Origin of the sequence: Prevotella pectinovora (genome assembly GCF_041323955.1) — a bacterium.
Classification (GTDB): domain Bacteria; phylum Bacteroidota; class Bacteroidia; order Bacteroidales; family Bacteroidaceae; genus Prevotella; species Prevotella pectinovora.
The window spans coordinates 1,874,166-1,890,070 of sequence record NZ_JBGLIV010000001.1 but is presented as its reverse complement, the minus strand read 5'-3'; the positions used below and the strand labels follow the sequence as shown (position 1 = coordinate 1,890,070).

Genomic DNA, 15,905 nt, shown 5'->3' with positions numbered 1-15,905 from the left:
TGATGCTTAGACACCGATTAGAGATTAACGACATATTTATTTGCAGTGCTGCCTTAAATAAAACAATTTATCTATGAAGAATATCCACATGATTATTTCGGCAACGTTGTGTTCTCTCATGCTTCTGCCGTCAGTATCCTACGCCCAGAAAACACCGATGGGCAAGTTTGCCCGAGCGGCAATGAAAGCAATGCCGAGAACTTCAGAATGCCACAGTCTGCCCAACCGTGCAGACGACGAGATTCCCACCAAGACAGTTGTAGACCAGCATTTCGACAAATGGACAGCAGGTACCAACGCCGAACCCGACACCAAGATGCTCGGAGGAGGCAGCGTGAACTATGTGCTGCCGGCAGACCTCATGGGAACGAAGGGCTGGACCGGCAATGAGGTATACCAGGCAGGACAGGCATGTGCGCTACGCATGTATGAGTCTGAATACGGTGGTCTTGCAGGAGGATTCATAAGCACACCGGAGATGGAACTCAGCGGAGACGTAGTGCTGAAGTTCCGCGCCAGATGTCTGAAAGCCGGCGACGAGGGCGTCATCCGTGTGGCACTGTGCGACAACAACGAAGGTCCCGTTGACGACCGTGATTTTGACATTTCCGACCAGTGGCAGGAATTCACCTTCGCCACCGACCAGGCCACATTCAATCCCAACAATATATTTCAGTTTTCTGCCGAGGAGGTAGACCTCCTGCTCGACGATATCGTGGTGACGCGCAAGGCCAACAAGATACCGGCGCCACAGGTGCTGCAACCAGTAAACAACTCTTCCACCTCGTTTACAGCCCGCTGGAGCCCCACTACGACGGCGAGTTCGTATCTCCTCAACGTATACCGCAAGGAGATGCCGGAACACAGTGTGGAGCCAGGCTCTCTGTCGGAGAATTTCGACGGTATCAACATCAACGCCGACGGCAAGACCATAAACCAGGACAACCCCGGCTATCCGGAGGGATGGACTATCAATCTGTCGGCACAAGGCTCACAGGATGTATACACATCCGAGGGCAACTACAGTTCGGCCCCATTGTCGCTCTGTCTGGATGCCGTAGGCGACGAAATCATTTCGCCCGAGACACCGGCCCCGATAACATCACTCTCGTTCTGGGTGAAACCGAGTAATATGGAGAATGAAACCGACTATACCTACTCATTGGTGCAGGTAGCCGTATACAACGAGAAAGACGGATGGATACCTATCGCCAATATGCCAAACTACTATATGCAGGCCGAAGGCGGACAATACTCGTTCACATCAGAACAGATAGGAGAAGGAATGACAAGGGTGAAGTTCTTCTTCATACAGAAAAACTCCGTCGACTTCGCCATCGACGATGTGAAGATAGACTATGCCACACAGCGAGTGCCGGTGACCCAGCTCGACAAGGAACTGACCGACACCTGCTACACCATGGACATCGACCCCAACTATGAATATTTCTACAATGTGAGAGCCAAGAACGGAAGCGTGGTGTCGAAGCCATCGCCCGACATGTGGGTCGACGGCATTCTCGGAGTGAAGGTGGAGGCAAAGGAGGCAACGAATGTCACCGAAACCTCGTTCACGGCAAACTGGACGGAGCTGAACAATGCCGACAGATACAAGCTCAACATCATGAAGGTGCTGCAGCCCAAAGAGGATATGCAGAATGTGGTGGTGCTGAGCGAGAACTTCAACAAGATTGACCAGGGTACCACTGACAATCCTTATAACCCATACACATATGTGTTCAACCTGGCTGAAAACGGATACACCACTACCGAATGGCTCCTGCAGCTGCCTTATCTGGCTGATGGAATGGCAGGAGCACAGCAGACCAACGTGTGGATGGGTCTGGCAGGACTCGTTACATCGCCGCACCTCGACCTCACCTGCGACGGCGGAGCGTTTGATGTAGACGTGAAGGCATACAACACGTTTGCCAGCGACACTCTCTTCGTGATGCTCCTGAAAAACTACACCGACAATGTAGCCACCGACCATCGCATCATGCCGCTCACGCTGAATGGCACGGGAATGACATCTGCCACAATCCACTTCGACGCTACCGACAACAAGAACCTGCGTGAGAACGTCATCCTGGCATTCATGAGCATGTATGGCCAACCTTTCTTCATCGATGAGGTAACCATCCGCCAGAATGTGCGCAAGGGCGAGACTCTCATAGCTCCGTATTCGGTGATGTATCCGAAAGGAAGCGGTTTCAACGTGACGGATCTCGACCCGCAGTATACTTATGCCTATGATGTTACGGCGATGAGGACCAAGGATTACACTAACTATGTATCTGAAACTTCAGACCGTGTGTATGTGAATGGCATAGAAACCGCAGTAGGCAGTGTCTCAACCGGCAGCAACGCCCTTGATATCAGAGTGGCCCACGGTAGCATCTCATTGTCTACAGACTATGACTCAGCTGATGTATACGACATGCAGGGCAAGACAGTGGCAACTGTTCCGGCTGGTCGTCATGCCGTCAGCCTTGCTCCCGGCGTGTATATCGTGAAGGCCGGAGAGAAGACAGTCAAGGTGGTAGTGCCATAACCTCTGCTCGGCTGATAAGAAAACAAGGCAGGTAGCTACATCCTTTTGTGTTTACATAACCTGATACCTGCCTATAATAAAATCCCCCGATTCTGTCCATTCTGGGACAGGTCGGGGGATTTCTATAGTATCCTTCCTTTAACCCCAATCGGTCATTAGGACGTTTATAGAAATATTTAATGACTGCTTGCAGTCTTTTGTTTTTTATAAGGCGTCTTTTGCTTGTTTTTAATTCGCAATAGCTCGCTATTACTCATTAAAAGACAAACAAAATCCACTCTTCTAAAATTCCAAAATACAAGCAAGCCCTAATGACCGATTTGGGTTTAAGAAACATCCTTATGGCATTCTATCCTTCCGGCAGGAACATCCTCATGGCGTTTGCTGTGGTGTGGCGGTCTATTTCCTCGGGGGAGATGCCGTAGGCAAGGGCGAGGCGGTCTCTTACGTATGCCACATAGGCACTCTCGTTGCGCTTCCCGCGCATCGGCACGGGAGCCATGTATGGAGCGTCGGTCTCGAGCACGATGCGGTCGAGGGGGATGTGGGGCACCACTTCAGGCAGATGGCTCTTCTTGAATGTCAGCACACCGCCGATGCCGATGTTGAAATTGCCGAACGACAGCAGCTGTTCTGCCTCCCGCTCGTTGCCCGTGAAGCAGTGGAACACTCCTCCGCGGCGCAGTTCCCGTTCGTAGCGGCGCAGTATTCCCACCATCTCGTTCTGTGCCTTGCGGCAGTGTATCATCAGCGGCAGGTCGGCCTCTATCGACCATCTCACCTGCTCCTCGAAAGCCTCCAGCTGCTCTTTCTCGAATTCGCGGCTCCAATAGAAGTCCAGTCCCACCTCGCCGATGGCGATGAACGGAGGGTTGTCTGCCGACGGTGCTTTCTGCCTCTGCTCGTCGAGAATCCGTCGCATCTGGCCTACTGCGTCTTTCCAGTCCTCTTTCACCTCCTCCGGGTGGAGACCTATCATGGGGTAGGCGTAGCCCGGAAACTGCCGGCATGTGTCCACCACGCTGCCGATGCTCTTGAGGTCGATTGCCGGCACGAAGATTTTCTCCACTCCGGCATCCTGTGCCCGCAGCACTGTCTGCGCGCGGTCTTCGGCGAATTCCTCGCCGTCGATATGAGTATGCGTGTCAATCATTGTTCATTCTCCTGTTTGTTTTCCTTTTCCTTCTCCTGCATCTTGCGTTTCTCCTTGCGGCGCATGTAGTAGCGTATGCCGAAGCGCTCACAGTCGGCCACTCGGTCTATCACGAGTTTTCCCTCCTCGCTGAAGTGCGCCTCTATCTGGTCCCAGATGCGCAGTATCAGTTCGTCGATTTCGGGTCGTATCTCCTTGAGCCGTTGCTCCATTTCGCTTGTGCGTTTCTGCAGCGCCTTCTGCTTGTCGTAAGCCTCCTTGAAGATGTCAAAGTGGGTCTCCACCATTCCTATCGTGGGGTTGTAAATCGGTCTGCCACCCTTCTTCACGCGGTTTTTCTCTCCGCTGATGATTTTCGGTCCCCATTCCGTTATCGACCCTATGCTGTTGTCCACGGGAATCATGGTGGCGGTCTCCTCCAGTCCGTAGAGTTTCAGGTTAGAGCGCTTTATCTCCCCTCTTGTCACAGCCATGAGCAACACCTGCATGAAGTGGCTCTCATACATGTAAGCCTTTTTCTGCAGCTGGTCTATTTTCGTTCCGCTCCGCCATTGCGCCTTTTTGTCCACCTCGTATTGCGTCACTGCCGTGAGCAGCTTGTCGTAGCAGGTGCGCGCCTGGTTTATGTCTTTCCATTCCAGAAACCTGTCGCGGGCCATGTATATGTCGTTGTTGTCGAGCAGCGTCTTCAGTGCACTTAGTCTCGACTTGTCGGTATTGGGGAGTCTTCTGTATGGCATTTCCTCTCTTTTTGTGGGTGTTTCGTTATTTCTTTCTGTTCATCATTCTCTCGGTGTATTCGCGCAACACCGCCTTGCGGTCGTCGCTCACCGAGAGCTCGTCGAGATGCTGTCTGCTCTGTTCGAAGTATTCCTTTATCCTCTGTTCGGCGAGCTTGTCGATTCCGAGCCTGTTGTAAATCTCCGTCACGGCAGCAATCTTCTCTGCCGGATCGAATTCCGTCGCCGTGGTCCATCTCTCCAGTTCGGCACGCGTCCCGGCGTCGGCTCTGTTGAAGGCGTTGATGAGCATGAAGGTCTTCTTGTTTGATGTGATGTCGCCGCCGATAGCCTTTCCGAACACCTTCGGGTCGCCATACACGTCGAGCAGGTCGTCCTGCAGCTGGAACGCCAGTCCCACCTTCTCTCCGAAGGCATACAGAGCGTTGGCGTCGGCATCCGAAGCCCCAGCCACCACGGCACCCATCTTGAGTGCGCAAGCCAGCAATACGCTCGTCTTCAGTCGTATCATCTCGATGTATTCCTCCTCAGCCACATCGTTGCGTGTTTCGAATTCCATGTCGAACTGCTGTCCTTCGCTCACCTCCAGTGCCGTTTCGGTGAAGAGGTCGAGAGCGGGCTTGAGATATTTGGTGTCGCATTTCGCCAGGTGTTCGTATGCCAATACGAGCATTGTGTCGCCGGAGAGGATCGCCGTGTTGTCGTCCCATTTCTTGTGTACGGTGGGACGGCCACGCCTCATGTCCGCCTTGTCCATGAGGTCGTCGTGTAGCAGTGTGTAGTTGTGGTAGGTCTCCAGTGCCGTAGCCACGGGCAGTATTCTGTCCACATCGTCGTGGAAGAGGTTGTATGCCATGAGCACGAACGACGGGCGTATGCGTTTTCCGCCGGCGGCGAGCACATATTCTATCGGGTCGTAGAGCGACTTTGGTTTTCTCTCGTAGGGAAGTGATGCGATGTATGCGTTCACTTTCTCCTGTATTTCGGTTGCTGTCAGCATAATTATGTTTTTTTGTTAGGTTTGTCGTATTTATATATATGTTACTTATTCAAGTTTTGCAAATCTCTCATTTGTTGAATGGGGGAGTGCCCCAAGCACTCGCAAATCCTCTGAAATCCATATAGAAATCCAAAGATTTCAGGTCAAAAAATAATCCGTGAAAGATTAATCCGTGTTCCTCGGTGTTATCTGTGTTTTGTTTTTTTTGACCTGTGGCCATCGCCGAAGGCTGATGGACACTATATGCTTTCACACTGGAATCCTTTCCATCCTTTGACATCGTGTCCACAGCCTTCGGCGTGGACAAATCAAAGAAAAAACACGGATATCACGGACTTTGCACGGATTGGTCTTCACGGATTTTTTTCTTTGATATTATTTTGCCAATGAGTCTTGGATTCGGTTGGGATTTTTCCGGATTTGGAGCACTATGGTGCTCGCTGCTTCCAGACGACATCAGCCAATGGTTTTGCCAATGAACATCAGCCCCCTCTCGTTCTCAAACCCATCCTAACCTTCCCCAAGGGAAGGGACAGGTTACTCTGCTTTGTCAAAGACTTCAGATAATCACATCAGCCAATCACATCAGTCAATCACTTCAGCCCCCTCTCGTTCTCCCCCGTAGGGGAGATGCAGGTTACCTTGCACAGCTATTTCCGCTGTGGGCTGATGACATTTAGTCGGAGTAACCAGTTCCTTCCCTTGGGGAAGGTTAGGATGGGTTGTCCCTTTGGGAAGGTTAGGATGGGTTGTCCCTTTGGGAAGGTTAGGATGGGTCTGCGGTTATGATGGGTCTGCGGTCAGGTGTGGCTGACACCAGACCTATGCATCATTCTGCATCCTTATTCTCCATTCCTGCGGAAAGAGGTTGTTGGTGCGGTTGCCCAGGTTTTTCACGAATCCCAGGTTCAGCCCCTGATACCCCACAGCCACGAATCCGCGCGGCGTGTCTGGCGGCAACTGTATCGGCTCGCGTCTGAGATAGGCAATCGCAGTGTCGCGGTCGAGCTCCGCCGTGGCGAAGGCTTCCGGGTTGAATGACGTTGAGAGAGCGAGACATTCCGACGGTATGATGTCCTTGCCCTTCGGCTCTCCCAGTTCGATGCCGGCATGCATCACGCGCAGCTTCTCCAGTGCGGTGTCATACACGTTGCACCACTGTTTCCTCACCGCCACGAAGCGCTGTCCGAGCGTGGTGATGCTGAAGTCCTCGTTGCCCTTTATCCATCCGCTCATCTCCTTAGCCCCCTTCACGGCCTGTTCTGCCGACGCCTTTCCGCGCCGCTTCAGCTTCTTGTCCTTTTTCGTTGCCGAGGAGTCGAGCATACTGATTGTGGTCTGCTGAGAGGCATCGCTTCCCGTCTGTCGCAGAGCCGCCATATACAGACCTTCTGATCTGGTCTCGCCCGGAATGAAATGCCTCTCGGAGAGCTTTTCCATCTGCCATTCAGAGCAGATGAAGTCCACGTTCTCCTCATCCTCCTGCCTGTTGTATGTGCAGGTGGAGTATACGAGCAGTCCGCCGTCTCTCAGACACGGCATGATGTCGGTGATAATCTCCCGTTGCAGTGCGGCACATTTTTTCACGTTAGCCACCGACCATTCCCTTATCGCCCCCTCGTCTTTGCGGAACATCCCTTCGCCGGAGCAGGGCACGTCGGCGAGTATCACGTCAAACTGCAGTCTGCTGCGCTGGTAGTCGATGGCATAGTTGTTGGTCACTATCACGTCGGGGTGTCCGAACTTCTGTATGTTCTCCATCAGGATGTTTGCCCTGGGGCGCATCGGCTCGTTGGTCATCAGCAGACTTCCCTCGGGCAGCACACTGCGCATGGCGGTGGACTTCCCTCCCGGTGCGGCACACAGGTCGAGCACCATCAGCGGACGGTCGGCGGGTGCGTGGTCGCGTATCACCTGGGTGATATACATCGAGGCAGCCTCCTGCACGTAGTATGCTCCGGCGTGTAGCAGGGGGTCGAGAGTGAACATCGGCCTCTCCTTGAGATAGCGTCCTTCCCGACACCATTCCACGGGCTCGTCTTCCTCAGCCGGCAGTGCCATGCTGTCGGAGCGGAATTTCATCGGGTTCAGTCTCACGCTCACCGGCGGTTCCTCACCCATGGCTTCAGCGAAACGCGTCCACCGCTGCTCTCCCATGATTTCCCGGGTGTATGTGGAGAACTCCTCTGGTAGTGTTGTCTTCGGCGTGGTGGTCATCGTGTGGTGTTATGTTTTTTTTGTTATGATTCCTATTTGTTTATATCCGTGTCCTGCTGCCGCTGGAGTCATGGGGTGCTTACCCCCAAATCGTTCATTAGACCGTTTATTGTATTTTTTATATATACAGCTTGCAGTCTTTTGTTTTTTATAAGGCGTCTTTAGTCTGTTTTTAATTCGCAATAGCTCGCTATTACAAACAAAATCCACTCTTCTAAAAACTCAAAATCCAAGCAAGCCATAACGACCGATTGGGGTTTACAGTCATATTGCCGATGCCATAGGCAAGGCTTTCCTCCTCGGCAGTGCTCCGATTATTCGCTTGGCGTCGGTTGTTGAGGCTTCGCAAAATGACAGCAGGGATTTCTAAGAATTTACAAATATAGTGTTTTTCTCCTTCATATCGCCCGTTCGGCGGAAAGAAAATAATATTTGAATCCGTTTTTAACAAATATTCAAGCCCTGATGACCGATTTATAAGTCTGGTGGCTACAAAGAAAAGGAAGTACAGCCCTCAAGAATGTGACACTAAGAATAAGTCGTTTCCTGTTACTTGCTTATTTATCTTTCTATCATACATATTATTATATAGCCCATAAGGCGTGATGAAGGTTGGAATGAGAGTTTTGGTTGTCTTCGTCACCTTCTTAAACACCTTTAACCTAAATCGCTAATTAGGCCGTTCAATGTAGTAATCAATTTTTCATCTTTGTGCACCTGATATTGGGCTTCACAGTGTTTGTCTGTAAAAGGAAATATCCATTTGATGAAGATTCAGGGTTGACACGATGACGAAGTCAGGGTGTATCTCTGCCAATACTAATAAATCATAAAAAATAATGGTGGTGGGGGAGGAGATGGATGAAAAAATAATTTTTTCATACCTTTGCAAATCGTTTTCAGACTCGATGGTACGATTGACATAAATGGCACATTCGGGTGAATCAGTGTTATTCAGGAAATATAAAAATCTGCAACAGGTTATGCGGGATTGTCTGCAACAGGTATTAGCGAAATTGTCTGCGACAAGTTTTAGCGAAATTATCAGCGACAAGTATTAGGAAATATTGATCTACACAAGTATTAGTAAATTATGAAGATTGGAAGTTATCTGTTTTCTTTTGCCAAGGCAAGAGGAAACATTGCGGCTGTCGCTTTGGCCGCAGTGCTGATGGCTGCAAATGCTACTGTAGCCTCGGCGCAAAATGAAGCGACGGAAAACAACGGAACAGAAAAAACGATTCTTGTAGGTGTTGACGACCTTTGTGGCGTTGATCCTTCGGAAACTTATTGTACAACTAAGCACACAGATGAAACCGACGGAGACAAGATTGTGTGTCTGTATAACGTCGGTGCCAGAAAGTTTCTGAGCGTTGGCGGTATGTGGGGTACTCATGCCTCATTGGATGTTACGCCATATCCCATTTATATGATATGGAATAGTGGTTCACAAACGTATTTTCTGGAGAGCAAGGTGAAAGGTTCTGCAGCACATCCATATCTGGGAATCGACACAAAGCATAAACAGGTGTTTATGGACACAACAGACGGAGAGAGAAGCGCTATCAGATTTGATAGAGCCAATGACTATTCAGAAACCAACAAGGTTTATCTCGTCAGAATCGGCAATAAAACAACATTAGGTTATCTCACTGCTTATCCTGACAACGAGGACAAACTTTGCGATCATCAGGCAATAGCCGCCGAGGGCACTCCGGAATACAAGAACCAGGAGTGGAAGGTGATTACAAAGAATGAGTATTACAAACTCTTCAACATATCTCCTGCAAATATGAAATCGGCTGTCGATGCCTCTTTCCTTATTGCATGTCCGGATTTCAGAGCTAATAATGCGGACGCTACAAAATGGAACATCACAGGTAAAGATAATAAATTGCCAACAGGCTGGGAAAGCTATATGCGCTTTGGAGACGAAAATATGTATAAGACGCATGACAAGCTACAGAGTACAGGTTCCAATAGCTGGAAAAACTATACAGAAGCTCATCAGCGCGACTATGGCCAGTATTTCTACTGCTACACCAAGGGCCTGCGCGGCTTCACATTCTATCAGGACGTGCAGGTACACAAGGGAGGATGGTACCTGCTGCGATGCAACGGATTCAGCACAGCGAACAGCTCGGAGAACATCAAGCAGAACGGCGGACCGCTTGCAAACCTGTTCATTACGGCGGTCGATGCCAACAGCAATTCGATTAACGATAAATACTCAACAGCAGCCCTCAACGGTATCAGTCAGACTGATGCCGAGGCGCTTGCCCAAACACACAATGGCAAGAACTACGCTGGAGCCGGTATCGGACATGCCTTCTTCGAGGGAGAGTATGAGAACCAGGTGCAGATATGTCTCGACAAAGCCCCGAATGGGAATGAAATATCAAACGACAATCCCGTGACTCTCCGCATTGGTTTCTACGTAGATTCTACACCCGACGGAAAGTCGGCTGTAGCCGCCAACGAGCTGACCGCCGTGGACGAATTCAAGCTGCTTTATGCCGGACCGCGACGCAACCCGGAGCTGATTCTCGACGAGGAGTCTACCGACCTGCTCTATCTGACCAAGGCTGCAGACGAATACAAGAACAGCGTGCTTCATCTGAACCGCAAGCTGAACGACAATATGTGGAACTCGCTCATACTGCCCGTAGACCTGACATGGGGACAGATGAAGCGCACGTTCGGAGATGCCGTGAAGGTGGCGAAGCTTGCGGCGCTGACGGAGAACAGCGTGCAGTTCGTCACCGTGGAGCCAGACAGCGACGAAGCCGTGATGGTAAGGGCATTCGAGCCATATATCGTCTTCCCGCCATACACACAGGTGAAGTCGGCAGCCTACACCGTAGAACACTTCTATACATCAGAGGGCGAGGACAACAGCGAATGGCTGGGCACTGACTACCAGCCGTCTAAAGACGAAAACAACCGACTGACGAAAAAATTGGAAGCCGACCACTACGACATCACGATGGTGTCGCTCGACAGGGAGAAGCTGAATGACTATGTAAACACCACCAATTGGGAGTCAACAACAACCGTCTCTGCCACCGGCGGTGGCATGGTCTGCAAAGGCACTATGGCGAAGACATACGACAAGGACGAAAGCGGCAAGAACAAGATTATCTCGGGCAGAGACGACCTCAACGGCGACTACTTCATGTATAAGGGAAAGCTGATACAGGTGCCAAGCGGCACTAAAGAAAACGGCGGCGAACGGTATTCATACGGACTGAAGGCGTTCCGCTGCTGGTTTGAGCTGACGGGCAATACTTCTGCCGGAGGCACAACGGGCAAATCCGTATCGCTGCTCATCGACGGAGTGGAAGACAGCACCACAGGCATCGCCGACATACACGGCAGCACCGACTGCACATCCTACAAGCGCGGCATAGACGGCGTGTTCAACATGAACGGACAGATGGTGCGCCGTGGCAGCAGTCTGGAGGGATTGCCCAAGGGCCTCTATGTGATGGACGGAAAGAAGATGATAATCAGATAACCCAAAAACAACAGTAACGCAAAATGAAAAAGAAATATATAAGTCCAAAGATAGATGTGATGTATGTTGAGGCTCTCTGCAGCAGTTTCCGGGTGGCGAGCGTGTATAAAGGAAGTCTCAAGGGTGAATGTATCGGCAGCTTTCAGGTGGTAGACGAAACGGTGACCAAGACTGATGGCACGTACAAAACATTGTGGGGAGAATCCAACAGCGACAAGTGGGGCGACGATTGACGCCAGGGGATAGACATAAGTGACGGTAATATAATAACTTGGTATGATTTGAGTGAGAAAAAATATGAGGCTCAAATCATGCCAAGTTTTTTTTTCACCGTCACCAAGCCACGGAGCGGTCATCAGTTCTGTGGCTTTTGCTATACGTTCCTTTACAAGCGTTTCATATAATACTTTTGTACCATTTTGGGGCACGGTGCTTGCCCCACATGGGCAAGCACGTTACCCAACATGGGCAAGCACGTTACCCCACTTGGGCACGTTTGCTGCACGGATGTTGCCCATTTGTCCCCAATATGGCAGACTCCGTTTGGGCTTTTTAAAAAAGACTGAATTTCACTTGTCCTCTTGTTGTTTTAGACGAACCAAGAGTATCTGTCCCTTCCCGTATGATAACCCATCCTAACCTTCCCAAAGGGAAGGGACAAGTTACTCTGCAACTGATTACAGTCAATCATATCAGCCCTCACCTAGCCTCCAAACCCATCCTACCCTTCCCAAAGGGAAGGAATAAGTTACTCTGCTTTGTCAAAGACTTCAGCAAATCAATTCAGCCAATGAACATCAGCCCCCACCTAACCTCCCCCGTTGGGGAGGGACAGTTACTATTGCTATTGATAAAACGTTGATAATCTGATAACTACAGACGAAAATAATACTAACAATGGTATCTCTCCCTCCCCTTCGGGGGAGGTTAGGTGGGGGCTGGATGGCAGTATGCGGAGTAATAATTATTGTTTCCACACGGCTCAGAATTACGAATAGGAAACGGCTTCCTGTGCAGCCGGTTTATCTTGGTTTATCGCTTGTATTCTTTTGCGAGGTGGTGACAAGGTCGCCACCGATTCCTGTCATACAGGTAGACTGTCGAGAGCTTGCTCTCGTAAGGGCGACCTGTGTGGCAGGAATCAAGCCGTAAGGCTCGCAAAAGGATACAGGGTTTTATCCCGGTTTTTGTCTGAAAATGAATACATGTCCTCTTAATAAAACATCGGGCAGACAAGCCGACGAAGGAATATCCTTGTCAGCTTGACTGCCCGTCTGATTGTCTACTTGTCTACTCGTATCTCGTTTACTAGTAACTCGTTTACTTGTTTACTCGTATCTCGTCTATTAGTCTACTTGTCCCCGGTTTAGTATCCGAAGATTTCCTCTGTAGAGAGTTTCTTCACCGGTCCGATCTTCTCGAGCGACTTCATGTCGATGTCGCTCTCGTCGCCGAGGATGATGTAGCGGAAAGGCTTGTTGGCGATGTTCTCGTTGACGAACTTCACGAGGTCTTGCAGCGTGATCTTCGGGAGCACGTTATACACCTTCTGCTGCAGACTGTAGTCGTAGCCCAGTTTCTTGGCGTTGAGATAGCTGTAGATGATGTTGAGCTTAGTGGTGCGGCTTGCCTCGATGCGCTTCATTTCTGCCTGCTTGGCGATTTCGAATGCCTTCTCCGACTGCGGCACGTTGTTCATGATGCTGTTGAAGGTGGCGATACAGTCCGTCATCTTGTCGTTCTGAGAGATGATGCTGGTGAGGAAGAATTCCGAGTCGGCCGGGCGGTATGGTGTCATATAACTTGCCCATGCGCTGTATGCCAGTCCGCGGCTCTCGCGCAGCTCCTGGAACACCACGGTGTTCATGCCGCCGCCGAAGTATCCGTTGAACATGTTTATCATCGCCTCGTGTTCAGGTGTCCACTTCTTGCCCTCGTTGTGATACTGATACATGTAGATGTTCTTTGCCTTGTATGGCGCAATCACAACCTCGTTGGCAGGAGTCAGCTCCATCTTGTATGGGCGGCTCTCAGGTTCGGCTCTGAATTTCTTGGGCAGTGCGTGGTATTTGTCCACCACCTTTGCCATGTCCTTCACCTCCATCGGTCCGTAGTAGAGCACGGTGTGCTTGTAGTTCTTCAGGTCTTTGAGCATATCGATGAGCTTCTGCGGGTCGAGGTTCTTCAGCTGTTCGTTGCTTGGGATGTTGCGCTGAGTGTTGTATGGGCCATACATGGCATATTTGGCGAGAGCCCTGAAGTTCTGCTCCTGGTTCATCTTGGCATCCTGGCGCGCCTTGAGGTCGCTCTCCACCCAGCGGCCGAAGGCTTCCTTGTCCACCTTGGCGTTCTGGAGGAAGTTCTCGAAGAGAGTCATCGCCTGCGGCATGTTCTCGCTCAGACCGTTGAGGGTGATGCTCATATTCTCGGTATTCACGTTGATGCTGTAGTCGCATGCCAGCTTGTAGAACTCCTGCTTGAGCTGCTCGGCGGTCATCTTGTCTGTGCCGAGATATCTGAGATAGTCGGCAGCATAGGCGAGCATGTTGTTTGCCTCCTCGCCGAAGTCGTAGCGATAGCTGAGCACGAAGAGGTCGTTGGTCTTGTTCTTCACGTAGAGCACGGGGAGCTTCTTCTTTGTCTGCGCCTTGGTGAGGTCTTTGTCGTAGTCAACGAAGCGTGGTTTGATAGGTTCCACCTTAGAGTTGATGATCTCTGTAACGAACTGGCTCTGCAGGTCGCGGTTAGACGGGATGGCGGTGATCTGCGGTTTGTTTATCTTCTTCTGCGTGTTGTCCACTCCCTCCTTCTTGTACACTGCCACGTAGTTGTCGGCGAAGTGTTTCCTGGCAAATGCCATGATGTCCTGCTTTGTCATCCGTGAGATGCGGTCGAGATATGTCACGTGGTCGTTCCAGTCTTTTCCGTTCACGAAAGCCTGCACGAACTCGTTTGCTCTCCACTGGTTGCTCTCGAGCTGGTTGTTGTAGTTGAGCTTCATGTTGTTTACCACCGATGGCAGCAGGTCGTCGCTGAAGTCGCCTGTCTTGAGCTTAGCGAGCTCACCGAGGAGCAGGTCGCGCACGCTGTCGAGAGTCTGTCCCGGCATCGGCTGGCCGAAGAGGATGAACTCAGAGTATTCGTTCATTCCGTTGCAGAATGCTGCGGAATACTGGCATTTCATCTTCTGGTTCACGTTGAGGTCGAGGATTCCCGCCATGCCGTTTGAGAGCATTTCAGAAATCACGTCGAGGGTGTCAGACTGCAGCGATGCAGCCTTGTCGAACTTCCATCCCAGCATCATGCACGATGCCTCCTGTCCCACGATTGTGGTGTCGCGTGGCGATGTGATGGGAGCCACGGGGGCGTAGGTGGGGAACGAGAGGTTGTCGCTCTTCTTCCATGATCCGAAATACTTGTCTATCTGTGCTATCACCACATCGGGGTCGAAGTCGCCAGCCAGACAGATTGCCACGTTGTTTGGCACGTAGTAGCTGCGGAAGTAGTTCTTGATGTTTGTTATCGAAGGGTTCTGCAGGTGCTGCTGGGTGCCGATAGTGGTCTGTGTGCCGTATGGGTGTGTGGGATAGAGCAGCTTGTGGAGCGAGTTCCAGAGCTTGTTGTTGTCCTTTGCCAGTCCTATGTTATACTCCTCATACACAGCCTCGAGCTCAGTGTGGAAACCGCGTATCACCATGTTCTGGAAGCGGTCGCTCTCCACCTTGAGCCAGTTTTCCACCTCGTTTGAGGGGATGTTCTCCACATAGCATGTCACGTCGTTGCTGGTGTAGGCGTTGGTGCCTTCGGCTCCGATTGCCGACATGAGCTTGTCGTATTCGTTGGGGATGAAATACTTTGCGGCAATCTGCGAAACGCTGTCGATTTCGTGGTATGCCTGCCGGCGCTGTGCCGGGTCGGTGAGCTTGCGGTAGTGCTCGTAGCGGCGCTCGATGTCGTCGAGGTATGGCTTCTCCTTGGCGGCGTCTACGGTACCGAACTTTGATGTTCCCTTAAACATGAGGTGCTCCAGATAGTGTGCGAGTCCGGTGGTTTCGGCAGGGTCGTTCCTGCTGCCGGTGCGCACTGCGATGTAGGTCTGGATGCGCGGTGTTTCGCTGTTCACCGAGAGATACACCTTCAGTCCGTTGTCGAGGGTGTAGATGCGGGCGTGCATAGGGTCGCCGGGCACCGCCACATACTTGTAATCTTTTGCCTGTGTGCCGATGGAAAACACGGCGAGACAGGCTACAAACATTGACTTTAATTTCATAATATTTATTTTAGGATAATAATTTGTTCTTTCTGTTTTTTTTGTTGTTACTTTGCAACTGAACTTCAGCCCCCTCTCGTTCTCAAACCCATCCTAACCTTCCCCAAGGGAAGGGACAAGTTACTTTGCCAATGAACTTCAGCCCCCTCTCGGTCTCCCCCGTAGGGGAGATGCAGGCTACTCCGCTTCGGCAGAGATTGGGAGATGCTGGTTACTCCGAATTGTCAAAGACAGGTTGATGCAGGTTACTCTGTTACTGTCATAGACTGGTGGATGCAGGTTAGTCTTGCTTTATGACAAACCGATGACAGTCAGTCAGCCAATGGTATCTGTCCCTCCCCTACGGGGGAGGTTAGGTGGGGGCTGATGTCATTTAGCCGAAGTAAAACTGCTCTTTCCCCAAGGAAAAGGAACAGGTTACCCTGCCAATGAACTTCAGCCCCCTCTCGTTCTC

General features: G+C 51.0%; 8 protein-coding genes. 3 read left to right on the top strand and 5 right to left on the bottom strand.

The genetic code is table 11. The features are described from left to right. The first annotated feature begins 73 nt into the window (after positions 1-73). Complete coding sequence (locus ACDC99_RS07515) at positions 74-2,554, top strand: T9SS C-terminal target domain-containing protein (RefSeq protein ID WP_370756471.1); 2,481 nt, start codon at positions 74-76, stop codon at positions 2,552-2,554. Between the two features lie 349 nt (positions 2,555-2,903). Here ACDC99_RS07515 and ACDC99_RS07510 read toward each other — a convergent pair whose 3' ends face one another. The 4 genes from ACDC99_RS07510 to ACDC99_RS07495 all read right to left on the bottom strand — a co-directional run bounded on the left by ACDC99_RS07510 (position 2,904) and on the right by ACDC99_RS07495 (position 7,664). Further along, entirely contained in the window at positions 2,904-3,707 is an 804-nt protein-coding gene (locus ACDC99_RS07510) for a TatD family hydrolase (protein ID WP_044074157.1), read from the bottom strand. After that, entirely contained in the window at positions 3,704-4,447 is a 744-nt protein-coding gene (locus ACDC99_RS07505) for a hypothetical protein (protein WP_022316528.1), read from the bottom strand. Before ACDC99_RS07505 ends, ACDC99_RS07510 begins: the two co-directional genes overlap by 4 nt. Positions 4,448-4,472: 25 nt before the next feature. Beyond that, positions 4,473-5,447 (bottom strand): polyprenyl synthetase family protein, encoded by a 975-nt coding sequence (locus ACDC99_RS07500; RefSeq protein WP_022316529.1) that lies wholly within the window; start codon positions 5,445-5,447, stop codon positions 4,473-4,475. Positions 5,448-6,269: 822 nt separating this feature from the next. After that, positions 6,270-7,664, bottom strand: coding sequence for a methyltransferase RsmF C-terminal domain-like protein (locus tag ACDC99_RS07495; RefSeq protein ID WP_370756467.1), 1,395 nt, complete (start codon positions 7,662-7,664; stop codon positions 6,270-6,272). Between the two features lie 1,093 nt (positions 7,665-8,757). On the opposite strand from ACDC99_RS07495, the gene ACDC99_RS07490 reads away from it, so the two are divergent. Then, positions 8,758-11,181: a hypothetical protein gene (locus ACDC99_RS07490; RefSeq protein ID WP_370756466.1), complete on the top strand. Its 2,424-nt coding sequence runs from the start codon at positions 8,758-8,760 to the stop codon at positions 11,179-11,181. A 23-nt stretch (positions 11,182-11,204) separates the two neighbouring features. Continuing rightward, a complete protein-coding gene (locus tag ACDC99_RS07485) occupies positions 11,205-11,414 on the top strand; it encodes a hypothetical protein (RefSeq protein ID WP_370756464.1) in 210 nt (69 codons plus the stop codon). Between the two features lie 1,133 nt (positions 11,415-12,547). On the opposite strand, the gene ACDC99_RS07480 is transcribed toward ACDC99_RS07485, so the two are convergent. Further along, the gene (locus ACDC99_RS07480) at positions 12,548-15,451 is read right to left on the bottom strand and encodes a M16 family metallopeptidase (RefSeq protein WP_370756462.1); all 2,904 of its coding nucleotides are present in this window, start codon (positions 15,449-15,451) and stop codon (positions 12,548-12,550) included. Positions 15,452-15,905 lie beyond the last annotated feature (454 nt).

Bases quoted from the DNA above. Each gene is read 5' to 3' on its own strand.
- ACDC99_RS07515 (WP_370756471.1), top strand. From the start codon at position 74: ATGAAGAATATCCACATGATTATTTCGGCAACGTTGTGTTCTCTCATG.
- ACDC99_RS07510 (WP_044074157.1), bottom strand. From the start codon at position 3,707: ATGATTGACACGCATACTCATATCGACGGCGAGGAATTCGCCGAAGAC.
- ACDC99_RS07505 (WP_022316528.1), bottom strand. From the start codon at position 4,447: ATGCCATACAGAAGACTCCCCAATACCGACAAGTCGAGACTAAGTGCA.
- ACDC99_RS07500 (WP_022316529.1), bottom strand. From the start codon at position 5,447: ATGCTGACAGCAACCGAAATACAGGAGAAAGTGAACGCATACATCGCA.
- ACDC99_RS07495 (WP_370756467.1), bottom strand. From the start codon at position 7,664: ATGACCACCACGCCGAAGACAACACTACCAGAGGAGTTCTCCACATAC.
- ACDC99_RS07490 (WP_370756466.1), top strand. From the start codon at position 8,758: ATGAAGATTGGAAGTTATCTGTTTTCTTTTGCCAAGGCAAGAGGAAAC.
- ACDC99_RS07485 (WP_370756464.1), top strand. From the start codon at position 11,205: ATGAAAAAGAAATATATAAGTCCAAAGATAGATGTGATGTATGTTGAG.
- ACDC99_RS07480 (WP_370756462.1), bottom strand. From the start codon at position 15,451: ATGAAATTAAAGTCAATGTTTGTAGCCTGTCTCGCCGTGTTTTCCATC.